13 protein-coding genes, 3 tRNA genes and 1 riboswitch are annotated in these 12,338 nt (G+C 40.7%); of the genes, 6 read left to right on the top strand and 10 right to left on the bottom strand.

The window, feature by feature from the left end:
* Nucleotides 1-11: 11 nt before the first annotated feature.
* Both thiC and EHQ58_RS11995 read right to left on the bottom strand, forming a co-directional pair.
* Nucleotides 12-1,514: a phosphomethylpyrimidine synthase ThiC gene (gene thiC / locus EHQ58_RS12000; RefSeq protein WP_135624118.1), complete on the bottom strand. Its 1,503-nt coding sequence runs from the start codon at nt 1,512-1,514 to the stop codon at nt 12-14.
* A 78-nt stretch (nt 1,515-1,592) separates the two neighbouring features.
* Nucleotides 1,593-1,687: riboswitch (TPP riboswitch) on the bottom strand.
* 36 nt (nt 1,688-1,723) lie between these two features.
* On the bottom strand, nt 1,724-2,095 hold the full coding sequence (locus EHQ58_RS11995; RefSeq protein ID WP_135624303.1) for a PilZ domain-containing protein: 372 nt from the start codon (nt 2,093-2,095) through the stop codon (nt 1,724-1,726).
* A gap of 128 nt (nt 2,096-2,223) precedes the next feature.
* Here EHQ58_RS11995 and EHQ58_RS11990 point away from each other — a divergent pair, with 128 nt between their 5' ends.
* Nucleotides 2,224-3,378, top strand: coding sequence for an Lsa36 family surface (lipo)protein (locus EHQ58_RS11990; RefSeq protein WP_135624117.1), 1,155 nt, complete (start codon nt 2,224-2,226; stop codon nt 3,376-3,378).
* Nucleotides 3,379-3,525: 147 nt separating this feature from the next.
* On the top strand, nt 3,526-4,152 hold the full coding sequence (locus EHQ58_RS11985; protein ID WP_135624116.1) for an ACT domain-containing protein: 627 nt from the start codon (nt 3,526-3,528) through the stop codon (nt 4,150-4,152).
* A gap of 7 nt (nt 4,153-4,159) precedes the next feature.
* Here EHQ58_RS11985 and EHQ58_RS11980 read toward each other — a convergent pair whose 3' ends face one another.
* The 5 genes from EHQ58_RS11980 to EHQ58_RS11960 form a co-directional block, all read right to left on the bottom strand.
* Nucleotides 4,160-5,446, bottom strand: coding sequence for an MFS transporter (locus tag EHQ58_RS11980; RefSeq protein WP_135624115.1), 1,287 nt, complete (start codon nt 5,444-5,446; stop codon nt 4,160-4,162).
* A 69-nt stretch (nt 5,447-5,515) separates the two neighbouring features.
* The gene (locus EHQ58_RS11975) at nt 5,516-5,887 is read right to left on the bottom strand and encodes a phasin-related domain-containing protein (protein WP_135624114.1); all 372 of its coding nucleotides are present in this window, start codon (nt 5,885-5,887) and stop codon (nt 5,516-5,518) included.
* Nucleotides 5,888-6,044: 157 nt separating this feature from the next.
* Nucleotides 6,045-6,620 (bottom strand): bifunctional nuclease family protein, encoded by a 576-nt coding sequence (locus EHQ58_RS11970; protein WP_135624113.1) that lies wholly within the window; start codon nt 6,618-6,620, stop codon nt 6,045-6,047.
* A gap of 32 nt (nt 6,621-6,652) precedes the next feature.
* Nucleotides 6,653-6,726: transfer RNA gene (locus EHQ58_RS11965), tRNA-Ile, on the bottom strand.
* A gap of 51 nt (nt 6,727-6,777) precedes the next feature.
* Nucleotides 6,778-7,329, bottom strand: a complete 552-nt coding sequence (locus EHQ58_RS11960; RefSeq protein ID WP_167883605.1) for a hypothetical protein — start codon at nt 7,327-7,329, stop codon at nt 6,778-6,780.
* A 10-nt stretch (nt 7,330-7,339) separates the two neighbouring features.
* Here EHQ58_RS11960 and hemW point away from each other — a divergent pair, with 10 nt between their 5' ends.
* From hemW to EHQ58_RS11945, 3 genes are all read left to right on the top strand, one after another.
* On the top strand, nt 7,340-8,458 hold the full coding sequence (gene hemW / locus EHQ58_RS11955; RefSeq protein WP_246047343.1) for a radical SAM family heme chaperone HemW: 1,119 nt from the start codon (nt 7,340-7,342) through the stop codon (nt 8,456-8,458).
* 77 nt (nt 8,459-8,535) lie between these two features.
* A tRNA-Ile gene (locus EHQ58_RS11950) sits at nt 8,536-8,609 on the top strand.
* A 21-nt stretch (nt 8,610-8,630) separates the two neighbouring features.
* Nucleotides 8,631-8,703: transfer RNA gene (locus EHQ58_RS11945), tRNA-Ala, on the top strand.
* 3 nt (nt 8,704-8,706) lie between these two features.
* Here the strand turns inward: EHQ58_RS11945 and EHQ58_RS11940 are convergent.
* Entirely contained in the window at nt 8,707-9,807 is a 1,101-nt protein-coding gene (locus EHQ58_RS11940; RefSeq protein WP_167883616.1) for a fatty acid desaturase, read from the bottom strand.
* Nucleotides 9,808-10,021: 214 nt separating this feature from the next.
* Between EHQ58_RS11940 and EHQ58_RS11935 the strand changes: the two genes are divergently transcribed.
* Complete coding sequence (locus EHQ58_RS11935) at nt 10,022-10,453, top strand: CBS domain-containing protein (RefSeq protein WP_135624110.1); 432 nt, start codon at nt 10,022-10,024, stop codon at nt 10,451-10,453.
* A gap of 16 nt (nt 10,454-10,469) precedes the next feature.
* On the opposite strand, the gene EHQ58_RS11930 is transcribed toward EHQ58_RS11935, so the two are convergent.
* Together EHQ58_RS11930 and EHQ58_RS11925 are read right to left on the bottom strand one after the other, a co-directional pair.
* Nucleotides 10,470-11,264 (bottom strand): ribonuclease H-like domain-containing protein, encoded by a 795-nt coding sequence (locus EHQ58_RS11930; RefSeq protein WP_342776243.1) that lies wholly within the window; start codon nt 11,262-11,264, stop codon nt 10,470-10,472.
* Complete coding sequence (locus EHQ58_RS11925) at nt 11,237-12,325, bottom strand: aminotransferase class I/II-fold pyridoxal phosphate-dependent enzyme (RefSeq protein WP_135624109.1); 1,089 nt, start codon at nt 12,323-12,325, stop codon at nt 11,237-11,239. Before EHQ58_RS11925 ends, EHQ58_RS11930 begins: the two co-directional genes overlap by 28 nt.
* Nucleotides 12,326-12,338: the final 13 nt, after the last annotated feature.

The following is a 12,338-nucleotide window of genomic DNA, read 5'->3' as shown; positions in this document are numbered from 1 at the left end:
GAGGCTTTTTTTTAATTTTTAGAAAGACTTCTTTCGTCTTCTTCTTTTCGCAATTCCTGAGTAAGATGCATGGAACAGAAACTCGGTCCGCACATGGAACAAAAATGTGCCTTCTTCATTCCATCCTGTGGTAAGGTTTCATCGTGATAAGACCTTGCAAGTTCAGGATCCAGGGAGAGTGCAAACTGATCTTCCCATCGAAATTCGAATCTCGCTTTACTCAGCAAATCGTCTCTTTCCTTTGCGCCTGGATGGCCTTTAGCAACATCCGCTGCGTGGGCTGCAATTTTATAAGCGATCACACCATCTTTTACATCTTGTTTGTTTGGAAGGCCTAAATGTTCTTTTGGTGTCACATAACAAAGCATAGCTGTTCCATACCACGCGATCATTGCTGCTCCAATCGCAGAAGTGATGTGATCATATCCTGGTGCAATGTCGGTAACCAAAGGACCGAGAGTGTAAAATGGTGCCTCGTTACAAATTTCATTTTGTAATCGCATATTCTCTTCTATCAGATTGAGTGGAACGTGACCTGGACCTTCTACCATAACTTGGATATCTTCTGCCCAAGCTTTTTTTGTAAGCTCGCCTAAAGTCTTTAATTCTGCAAATTGCGCTTCATCATTGGCATCCGCAATGCAACCGGGTCTCAAACCATCACCCAAAGAATAAGAGACTCCATATTTTTTCATGACCTCATTGATCCTATCAAAATGCTCATAGAGGAAATTTTCTTTTTTATGATGCAGGCACCATCTTGCCATAATGGATCCGCCACGAGATACGATTCCAGTTATGCGTTTTTTTGTGAGTGCTACATAGTCATGAAGAACTCCTGCATGAATGGTAAAATAATCTACACCTTGTTCTGCCTGTTCGATCAAAGTTTCAATGAATATGTCTATGTTTAAATTTTCAGCTTTCCCTTTTACTTTTTCGAGTGCTTGGTAAAGGGGAACGGTTCCGATGGGAACAGGAGCATTGCGGATGATCCATTCCCTGGTTTCATGTATATTCTTTCCAGTGGAAAGATCCATAACTGTGTCTGCACCCCAATGGAGAGACCAGCGCAGTTTCTCCACCTCTTCTTCAATCGAAGAACCGAGTGCCGAGTTTCCAATATTGGCATTGATCTTAACCAAAAATTTCTTTCCAATGATCATTGGTTCAAGTTCTGGATGGTTGCGATTTGAAGGAATGATGGCACGACCGATCTTAATCTCATTTAAAACAAATTCTGGACTCACGCCTTCTCGGATCGCCACATAACGCATCTCATTCGTGATTTGCCCTTTTTTAGCATAATACATTTGTGAATGGTTTTCATCGCCACGCGCCAAACGTTCTTCAATCCAATGTTTGCGAAGTTTATTAATTCCCACTTTATAATCAAACTCATCATCGTGAGAGCAAAGAGAGCCTGCCGTTCTATAAGTTTTGAAGGTACTTCCATCCGAAAGTTGGATCTCGTTTTGTGGCACATGCAATTGGGTTTGGGTGTTTTCAGTCATCAGAATGTTCTCCTATACCGCAGAACAACTGATAAGGTAAAAGAAAGGTAATTGGGCAGACCAAAACTCGGATTGATATTTGGCTAGATCCCGTTTCCCTTCGCGAGCATTACCCCGAGCAGGTTCTAGGGACTCTCTCAGCTAGCATTTCGCAAGCACCCCTAACGGTTATGTCACTAGGATAAAGGAATAGAATCAAGATTCAAGGATTATTTTACAATTCTGTGTTTGCGGATCAAGCGATTGACGTAAACAAGAAGGTCTTGTTTGCCTTTGGGACCCATTTCAGTAAACTGAACCCCGTAGAGACCCAATTCGCTCGATTTTTTTCCAATTTGTTTGATGACCCCTCGCGCACGGAAATCAGCCAAATCTCCTGGCAAGGCGACGATGATTTCGATTTTCTCATTCAAATCCCATTCATCAAAGTGGTTGGGGGCAAGTATTCCTATACCGCCCAAACTGATGTCATTGGCATTTAGGACGTCAATGAGGCCAGTCCCCATCAAATGGACTTCAACGGGTTCCTCCTCGAGCGGCTTGACTCGCTGGTGCTTTCGCTTTTCGTTCGTTGTGGGCATCCCACCAATCTTATAGGAAAAAACCACTTGTAAAGTCTGATTTAGAGCGTTAAGCTGATCCTCAAGATTCTGTGTATTCAAACCCGATAGTAATAGGATAGGCTGTGGCTAACGCAGGCACAAAACAAATGAAGAATAAAATCTTAATCATCCTCAGTTGGTCTAGTTTAACTCTCGTTTCTGTTCCTATTTCGGCGAAAGTGACTTGTACGGGAGATGCCTGCACCGTTTTACCCACAAGCATACAATCTCAATTGAACAATGTAGATCAGGCACTCCAGTCACAATACACGGACAAAGTATTAGATACCATGTCTGAGGCTGCCGTACTTACAAATATTAACTCTTCGCTTATGGGACCTGGACTTGTGAATCGCTTTCAAATCGGTGGAGGACTCGGAATTTCCGGTCAAAAAAAAGAAGATATCGATGTCCAATACCAAAGTTTGAATTTTCAAAAATTACCAAACGTTGGTGCATCTGTCGCACCAAACTTGGTATTGGCGGTAAATCTGGGATGGTTGCTTGGCGGCGGACCTTCGGATACAGAAGCAGATTTGAAAACCTTTATGCATAGATTCAATTTGTATATCCACGGTTTTAAATTTAACTTTGCGCAAGGTGATGTGCAAAAGGCGATTGAAGCCCAAAACAAGAATGTTGACTTAGGCGGCGACATTACCACTGGTGGGTTAACACTTAGATTTCATGTTTTCGATAATTATTCTGACGGATTGGGAATCTTTGAATTTTCAGGAATTTCTCTAGGAATGGGCATTCACTACCAAAGACAAGTATTGAATGTAGCCTATAACGATGGTAAAACCCAAAGCTTAACTCTTGGACCTGCGATCGGAACTTGGGGTGGTGAAACAAAATTTAATTATAATAGCACGATCACAAGTGTTCCGCTCGATCTCAGAACAGGATTTCGAATGTTTTATTTTCTCACTTTTTTTGCCGGCGCTGGAGCTTCGCTTAACTTTGGGTCAACAAACCTTAAAATTGAACGTTCGGGTCCACTCTCGCTCGCACTAGACTCAGGAGCGATTTCCAGTAGCCTTTCGGCTGAAGTAGCAGCCTTGATCCCTTCAGCCAGTCTTGGCCAACTCAGAACGGGAACTCTCGCGCTTGATCTTTCTGGCTCTGCGCAAGCTCCCAATACGACAAATTTCCTTATCGCAGGCATTGAACTGAATGCACTCATCACTAAAATAACCGTTGAAGCCATCGTCGCTCAAAAAGTGCAATCGGTTATGCTCGGAGCAAAAATAACCTTCTAAACGTTTCAGAGCATAATTTTAGGTATTTTTGCCTTTGATTGGTACTGTTCTTGCATCTCTCTTACTGTAGGCTGTTCTCTGCATAGCAAATTGTATCATTTTAACGCATTGTACAAATTCTAAGCATTCTGACGCCTGGGAGAGCATATGACCACGACAACCACGAATGAAACTAAAAAGCCAGTGCTTCATGTTTCCTGTGTTCCACGCAAAGACACCACACTTCTCAAAATCTCTCTCTCACAAGATGACTTGGGTATTTTATTTCGTGTCACCTCCGTCCTCTATAACCATGGCTGGGACATTTTAGAGGCGGTTGCAGAAACTTCGCATGAAGGTCATGTACAGGATTTATTTGTGATCCGTAGTTGGAATGGAACCGAGATGACCGAACTTTTGTTATCTCAGATTCGAAAAGATCTATTTTCTTTATTTTATGAAGCAAAACCAGTAGAGACTTACTTGAGGGAGCAAGGAAAAGGTGATGTCCTAAGCCGAAAGGTGGGAGATCCGGAAGCCTCACTTAAACTTTACAATCCCATCTCTTCTGACTTTACCGTTATGGACTTACGAATGAGAGATACGCCAGGTATTTTATTTCAAATTACAGAAGCACTTTACCATTTAGGGATCGATATCATCAGCTTTACCGCAAATACCTCAGATGGAAAAATCAGAGATAGCTTCTTGCTGAGAACTTCACTTACGGGGGATCGCTTAGAGGAGAAAACGATGTTTCCTCTTTTAAGATCTAGACTAGAATCTTTTCTCTAAACTCCATTCAAATTCGAGAACTAGAATGACTTTTGGTTTGGTGGAGTAAGTAGCCAAATACAATCAAAATCAGCATTGATAATACGAAAGTAAACTGCGGACCTTTCTGAAAGTAAATGATAGAGAAGAGGATCGGAGAAACCGCACGTGCTAGCGAGCCAAAACTTCGGAACAATCCCATGGCCATCCCTTGGTCTGCCTTTCCGCTCTCTAAAGAAGCAAAGGAAGAAAGCCCTGGATTGACTAGAGATGCCCCAAACGCCAAGAAGAATAAAGCAACAAATACGTGATAAATGGTGTCTCCAAAAATCAAAACGAGTAGACCCATGAGAACTCCGGCGCTGCCATATTCTACCATTCGTTTCTCAGAAATCATACCATTGAGTCTTCTGACAAGTCCGCCTTGAACTAAAACAATGATCGTTCCCATGTAAAGAAAGGAAAGTCCTATAGACTTTGGTGTGAAACTAAAGCCTTCGGAAAGATAAAAATTAATTACAAATTCAAAACCAGAAAAACTAGTAAGGAAAAGTAAATTTAGAACACATAATCTAACAAGTGTCTTTGATTGGATATTTTTGATGTTCAATATCGGGTGAATGCCTTTTAAAGTGGAGACATGTACTTTCGTTTCAGGTAAAAAAAGGATGATCATAATCAAGTTAACGAATGCCACAAGGAGAGCAAATAATGCTGATACTGGAAAAATAACCAAAGTCCCGCTTTGATAAAAGGGATCTAAAAAAGTAAACGTGGAACTTATTCCCCCAAGCAACGGACCCATCACAAAGCCAAGGCCAATACCAGCTCCGATCATTCCCATTCCACTTGCTCTTGTTTTTTCTTCCGTGTGATCTGCCATAGCAGCAGAAGCGACACTAATATTTCCACCTGTAATGCCCGTCACAACGCGGGAGAGCACAAACATCCAAAATGAGGAAGAGAAAAGCCAAAGGGAATAACCAAAAACTGAGCCAAAAGTTGTAAATATCAAGATAAAACGTCTGCCAAGTCGATCAGATAATTTTCCCCATACCGGAGCCGAAAGAAATTGCAAAAATGAATAAATTGATCCGAGAATGCCACCAAACAAGACCAAGGTATACTTTGTATCTCCGCATTCTCCCAACCATTGGGACCACGTATAAAAAATTGAAAATATCGGATCATCACCCTTTTCCAAAAAATGAGTGATCGTTCTGGGAAACAAAGGAAAGAGGATGGAGAAGCCCATCATATCCGTAAAAACAGTTAAAAATAGAATGCGTTTGATGTGTTGGTTTTGATTTGGCATATATAAAAATAAAAAGAGTCACAGATTTCTCTGTGACTCTTTTCGTAAATTCAGTTAAATGATTTAGAATTAACCTTGTTTGTTCTTAACTTTGTCAATCAATGCTTTAAGTTCATCTAATGCTTGTTTTGCCTTCTCTTTCAATTGTGGAGGAAGAGCAGTATCAAGTTGAGCATAAATAGATTGATAGTTTGCTTGAAGCTTTGTCACGATTTCTTCGTAACTTGCATTTGTTTTACCGATGGCATCTTTTGCATCAGTAATTGTTTTACTTAGGAGGTCTCTGATTTTCTGAGATTCTGGAGACTTATCCAATTCACCTTTGCTTTTAAGATCCGTGTAAACTTTTTCTAAGTCAACTACGGCTGTTTTTAACTTCTCTTCTCCAGAACGAAAAAGAGCGATACCAGCATTAACAACGTCCATTACCAATTTTTCCATGCAACATTCCTTATCGGGAGCCAAGTCCCTTGTGTTTCGTAACTCAAAGTTACGTATCTTGTTTTGACCTGACAATTAAAAAATATGAGTTTTCCAATAACCTATGTGACATAAGAAATTGCCGCGTGTTGGATGTTTACGAATTTGATTGTAGAATTTAACTATTGCCGATGAGTTTTTTGATTTGGTCCCGAATTTTTGCAGCGGTTTCATAATCTTCGGTCTTTAAAGCATTTTCAAGAGTTTCTTCTAATATTTGTAAGTTTGATTTGGGCAGAGCTTGGATTTTTTTCTCTGGAATGGCACTTTCTGATTGGATCTCGTCATCTTTCATTATGATTCCAGCTTCATCTAATACCGATTTGGCGATAAAAATCGGTGCGTTGGCACGGAGAGCTAAAGCAATCGAATCGGAAGGCCTTGCGTCAAGTGTAATGATCTCTTCATCTTTTCTCAATTGGATCTTTGCATAAAAAGTGCTGTCGATGATTTCTTCGATCGTGATTTTTAAAACGGTTGCTCCCATGGCTGTGAGCATATAGAGCATCAAGTCATGGGTCATCGGTCTCGGGGGCTTAGTTCCGTCGATCACAGTTGTGATGGAGTGCGTCTCAAGAGGGCCGATAAAGATCGGAACAACGCGATTGTCCTCCCCTTCCTTTGCACGTAAAAAAACCGCGAAGCCAACATTCGTGAGGCTGATGTCTGAGATTTTTACTTCGAAAAATTCCATATAAGGTTTCGCCTCCCTTTAGAAAATACAATTGGGCCCAGAAGGTCTCGAACCTTCGACCCGCAGATTATGAGTCTGCTGCTCTAACCAACTGAGCTATAGGCCCTTTGCCCTTTCCAATGTTTTAGAGAAAAAGGCTGAGACAAGCAGAAAACAATCAGTTCGCCCCCGATGAGTTTAGAAAGCGCCCATTTTCAAAAAAATCGAACAAATCGGTCCTTTCTTTCCGAAATAAAATCCAAACCCAATAATTAGACCCCTGATCCGTCCAAATCCAAAGGTTACAGCGCAACAGATTCTGGTTCCTGATCTGATCCGCTTTGTAAATCGTAAAGAGAATCCCATTTTTTTCTAAGGTGGTCTTTTCTAAATCCTTGCCCCTCCAAAATATTTCTCTTTCCCAGCTCTCTTTGGGAAAATTTAGTTCCTGCAAGGGGAGTTTACGAAAGACGATAAAAAAAGGCTCCCGCCTTGCGGGATAAACATGCAAAGAAGATTCAAAAGCAAGTTTGGTCTCTCGAATGACAACATCCTCTGGGAAGAGCAATGTATTTCCTTGCCATAAGACAAGCTTGTCTTTTAATATCAGTTCTTGAGACGAAAGAGGAGTGAGGCAAAAAATCATTCCGATAAGTAACTGCCAAACTCGCAACATGATTCCATTACTTAACTCCCGATCGCTCCCCTTGCAAGCAAGAAACGGATTCACGGGGATCTACGTGCATTATCCATACTGTTACCAAAAATGTGATTACTGTGATTTCTATTCGGAAGGGATCGGAAAGAACCCCTCAACAAACGAATCTTTGTTGTTTGATGCATATAAAAAAGAATTTCTTTACCGTAAAAAAAACTCCGCAAGTTTAGAAAATACAAAAATTGATACGATATTTATGGGTGGAGGAACACCTAGCAAGGCTTCACCGAAACACTGGAAAGAGCTCATTCATTTTTTTAGAAATGAGCTCGAGGTCACAGAAGATGTCGAAATTTCCTTTGAAGCAAATCCAGAGGACCTTTCGGTAGAATTTCTTGCAGAACTTGCCGAAGCCGGTGTGAACCGACTGAATGTCGGTGTCCAAACACGCAACGAAGAAGGGCTTTGTTTTCTTGGTCGCTATGTTGATCCCGAAAAATATGAAAATTTACAGCAGATTTTCTCGTCTTCAAAGATCGAGCGATTGGGGATTGATCTGATGTATGGAATGCCAAACCTTTCGAGATCCGATTTTGAAAGCGATTTAGACTATTTTATCAAAATGGATTTGAGACATATGAGTTTATATTCCTTAACCTTAGAAAAAGGAACAACTTACTCTCGCAAGGTGAAAGATCATATTCTAAAAGCACCAGATGAAGAAATTCAAAGAGAGATTCTAGAATTTCTCCCTGAAAAAATGGCCAAACATGGTTACGTTTGGTATGAAGTTTCTAATTATTGTAGAGAGAATGAGTATTCAAGACACAATTTGCGGTATTGGATGTACGAACCTTACCTAGGACTCGGGCCAGGTGCTCATGGATTTTTGGATCATATGCGTTATGGAAATCCAAGAAATAGCGAAGTTTATTTAAGACACCCCACAAATGCAAGACGGGAACCTGCAGAAGCGAAATCCGAGATTGCCCTGTCACTGTTTCGTTTATTTTTACCTTTTGAACCGAAAACATTTTTCGACAAACATTTGGATCGTTCTGCTTCAATGGAAATGCTCGCACAGATCCAAGGAATCCACGAAAAGGGTTACTGCCATTGGGATGGGAATATATTCCAATGGAAAACCTCCGCCTTATTTTCATTAGATGATTTGATTCTGGAGCTAATCGATACAGATTAAAAACCTCTGACCTGGTAAAAATTATACCGAAAAAGATTTGCCCGTACCCCCTACCTGAAAAATACTGTCTCTATCCAGGGCCTGTAGCTCAGTTGGTTAGAGCACACGCTTGATAAGCGTGGGGTCATAAGTTCAAATCTTATCAGGCCCAAGAAAGGTAACCGTTTGAAACGGGGCGTTAGCTCAGCTGGGAGAGCATCTGATTTGCATTCAGAAGGTCATCGGTTCGATCCCGATACGCTCCAAATTTAAACCCCTTCTACCTCACTAAACCTGCGATATCTTTTTTCCTCCATGTCCCAGACATGGCATTCTTTTAGCTGTTTGAATAGATAGCTCCATTGAAACTTTCCTTCTTTCAGGTCTTCCGCAAAATCAGAACACTTAAGATCTTTATATGCTTCTAATAAATGATAACACGGAATCGCTGTTGAAAGATGATGTGGTGTATGTATGTCGATATGGAAATGGATGAAAGAAAGCCACTTAGGGTTTAAAAAATTATAGGTAGATACGATTTGGCCAAGATATGGGGTCCACTCGCTTTTCTGATAAAACTGAATCTCTGTGGACGTGTGGTGTAAATACGTATAATAACTCATCCAAAATTGGAATAAAATGCCTGGCATGATTAAAAAGTGAAAAAATGCAAAGGGATTCCCCACTAACATTGATAAACCGTAACAGATGAATCCCAGTCCTAAAACCAAGATTCCATAGGAAAAATATAATTTATTTTTATGACTTTCTATAAATTTACCAGGAAATGCATGGAATGCGACGTTATGTAGGAGTGACCCAAATGGCGGGAAATACCTCGTCATTTTATAAAGAAATGCACGTAGTTTTGAGGTTTGCTTTAGGGCAAGATACTCCTCAACTGTAAATGGAGTCCATGCATTATCAAAATAAACATCATGGCTATGTGTTGAGATGTCATTGGTATGCGCATGGTGTGCGTTATGTGTATATTTCCATCCATAATATGGGTAAAAGGAAAAAAGAAAACAAACATGCCCTATGAAATCACCCACTTTCGTATTTTTCAAAAAAGAGCCGTGAGCGCAATCATGTCCGATGACAAATAAAGATGTCACGCTCATACCACAGAGAATCCAACCAGTAACAAGAAGGAAATAATTTCCGTAAACTAACGCAGCATAAATGACCGAATAGCTGAATGTCTGAAAAAGAAAGCCGAACGCAAGAACCTTCATTGCTTTCCAGCCATTGGGTTTAAACAAATAGGACCGGATTGCCTTTCTAGGGCCATCAAGCGAAGAAGGACGAAACCTATCGGAAGCCCCAGCATCTCTTTGTGACCGGACCATTTCTAAAGTAGGAGACATAAAAAAACCTCTGCTGCGGGCCATAACGAACACCGCTAAATATTTATATAGAGAGGCTATTTTAAGAGGATGTGGTGTCAAGAAAGGGAAAAAGGATCATTGCCTCTGAGGGCAAAGAAAGGTGGAGATATAAACCGAAATTGTCTCTCAAATGAAATTTATGACAAAAATATTCTTGCAACTTCCTTGAATTTGTAAGAAACCAGAACAAGCCATGTCTGTAAAAGAAATTCTCAAAGACAAAAATTCCTCCGTCTTCTCCATCGAAGAAGATCACACAGTTCTTGAAGCAGCAAAAATGATGGCACAGGCCCATGTTGGGTCCATCATTGTCACTTTCCAAGGCAAGCTAGCAGGGATATTTACAGAACGTGATTTGATGAGACTCATCGCAGAAAAGTATGAACAGATACCGAACATCAAACTAAAAGATGTTATGTCAACGCAGCTAACAGTAGCTGGTGCGAATGATGAGATAGATGACATTTTAAATACGATGATTACAAAAAAATTTAGACATATGCCCGTTTTAGACGGAGAAAAGATCATCGGTCTCGTTTCGATCGGGGATGCCGTAAAAACTAAACTTTCAAAAACGCAGGCGGAAATGCATATCCTTCGCGAGTATATGTACGGCCCGCATTAAATACATTTTTCGCAAATCACGAGCGGTAATCCTTCATAAACTGCAGATTTTTTCTTTTTATAATCTCTTTTAAAATGATTTCTAAATTGACTGTATCTTCCCGATTGTAGGCAATCAGTAAATCCAAAGAACGCTGGTTATCATTTTGTTGGTAGTCTCGCCAGAGAATGGGTGCCATCCTTCCGTCAATCCCAGAGATTTCATCTCCTCGTTTTAATCCTAAAATCTCTTCCGATTTTTTTAAACCGCCCTTGATTCCCATTTCATGCAGAACATTCATCAGATCCAAATGGATGTTTGAAATTTTTTGATGAAATTCTCTTTCGATGAACGGAACATCAAAGCGTTTTCCATTATAAGTAACGAGAATATGATCTTCCAAAATCGAATCTAATAAAAATTCCAAATCCTTTCCTCGTTGAAAGGTTAATATTTTTCCATCAATATATAAACTAACAACCGTCAAAACAGAACTTGCGTCAATTCCAGTTGTCTCAATATCAAGATAACAAAACTTTTCTGGAAAGATTTCATAAAGCCTCCAAAGAAATTGGTTGGGAAGTTGATTGGAGAGGAAGGATATATTTTTTGAAGAAAGGGCTCTTTGCCACTCTGGGATGGCTGCCTTTAATTTCTCAGGAGCTGGCAAACGACTCTTATGCCAAGGATGTTCAGGAATTGGAGAAAATTGAAGCATCTCCTCCCAAGACGTAATACCATACGACCATATCTTTTCTTCCAGAACCGGACCGATGCCAGGAAAAAGTGAGAAACTGGACTTAATTAGGTTTTGTGTGAAAATTTGATCCACTCGTTTATCCCCCATTTAAATTTTTCATGTGATTCCCCATAGCCAATCCGAAGAAATCCTTCCCTCTCAAAATTTTTTCCAGGTAGTACAAATACCCCTGTTTTCTGGAAAAGTTGGTCTGCATACGATTCAGAAGTCAATCCCTCTCTCAATTTCAAGAAACTCACAAGGCCGCCATGAATCTCATTCAGACTCAAAATGTCTTTCAACTCAGACAAACGGGATTGGAAATAAAGAATATTATTTTCTACTTCTGTTCTGATCTTTTGGAGGAATTGTTTTCGATTTTGCATTAGCTTCAGTGCCAACAATTCGGAGATAGGCGAAACTGTATGAGTAAGGTAGTCCTTGAAACTGCGAGCACGTGCAATGGTTGTTTCGTCGGCGATGAGCCAGCCTACTCGAAGACCCGTGACACCAAAACACTTTGTAAAGGAACCTGTTCCAAAAAAACGTTCTTTCGGAGAGACTCCACTCCATCCGAGTTCATTTTTACGGTCTAAAAAACGATAATGTTCATCAAATAACACTGGCTTGTTTTTTGTTTTTAGCAGCTCTATCAATTTGGTTTGCTCTTCTGGTGCAAAATCTAAGCCTGTTGGATTGTGCGGGTGGTTGATGACAAAAAGATCTGCATCTACCTTCATCCAGTCCTGTGCCTGAAGGCTCGCGTTGATAGGAACGGGTATGATCGTGGCACCAAGCATTTTTGGAATTTCATACAATGCCTGGAAAGCAGGAACGTACAATGCGACTCTGGAATGTTCTTCCAAAAGCAGGTGGAAGAGTAAATAAATTGCTTCGCTCGTCCCTGTGGAAATCAGAACTTCATTGGCGGAAACCCCTGGGTAAAGACTCGCGATTTCAGCCCGTAAGTCCTCACGTCCCTGGTTTGGAGAATCGTAGAGTGGTATTTCGCGGAGGTCCTCGACAGTCACTTGGGCAAGGTCCATCACTTCACCCAGGGTAAAGGCGTGGTATCCGCTCTCTCCCAAATTGCACTGGCAGTGGTTTCGGTACAATTCGAGGCGTTCTTCGATGAAAAATTGTCTAGGTTCCAAATTTGATTTCCAA

This window comes from Leptospira ognonensis (assembly GCF_004770745.1).
GTDB classification, from domain to species: Bacteria; Spirochaetota; Leptospiria; order Leptospirales; family Leptospiraceae; genus Leptospira_A; species Leptospira_A ognonensis.
This window is presented reverse-complemented; position numbering and strand designations above follow the sequence as displayed.

Coding starts and splice junctions, on each gene's coding strand:
- thiC (WP_135624118.1), bottom strand. CDS start 1,514: ATGACTGAAAACACCCAAACCCAATTGCATGTGCCACAAAACGAGATC.
- EHQ58_RS11995 (WP_135624303.1), bottom strand. CDS start 2,095: ATGCCCACAACGAACGAAAAGCGAAAGCACCAGCGAGTCAAGCCGCTC.
- EHQ58_RS11990 (WP_135624117.1), top strand. CDS start 2,224: ATGAAGAATAAAATCTTAATCATCCTCAGTTGGTCTAGTTTAACTCTC.
- EHQ58_RS11985 (WP_135624116.1), top strand. CDS start 3,526: ATGACCACGACAACCACGAATGAAACTAAAAAGCCAGTGCTTCATGTT.
- EHQ58_RS11980 (WP_135624115.1), bottom strand. CDS start 5,446: ATGCCAAATCAAAACCAACACATCAAACGCATTCTATTTTTAACTGTT.
- EHQ58_RS11975 (WP_135624114.1), bottom strand. CDS start 5,887: ATGGAAAAATTGGTAATGGACGTTGTTAATGCTGGTATCGCTCTTTTT.
- EHQ58_RS11970 (WP_135624113.1), bottom strand. CDS start 6,620: ATGGAATTTTTCGAAGTAAAAATCTCAGACATCAGCCTCACGAATGTT.
- EHQ58_RS11940 (WP_167883616.1), bottom strand. CDS start 9,807: ATGTCTCCTACTTTAGAAATGGTCCGGTCACAAAGAGATGCTGGGGCT.
- EHQ58_RS11935 (WP_135624110.1), top strand. CDS start 10,022: ATGTCTGTAAAAGAAATTCTCAAAGACAAAAATTCCTCCGTCTTCTCC.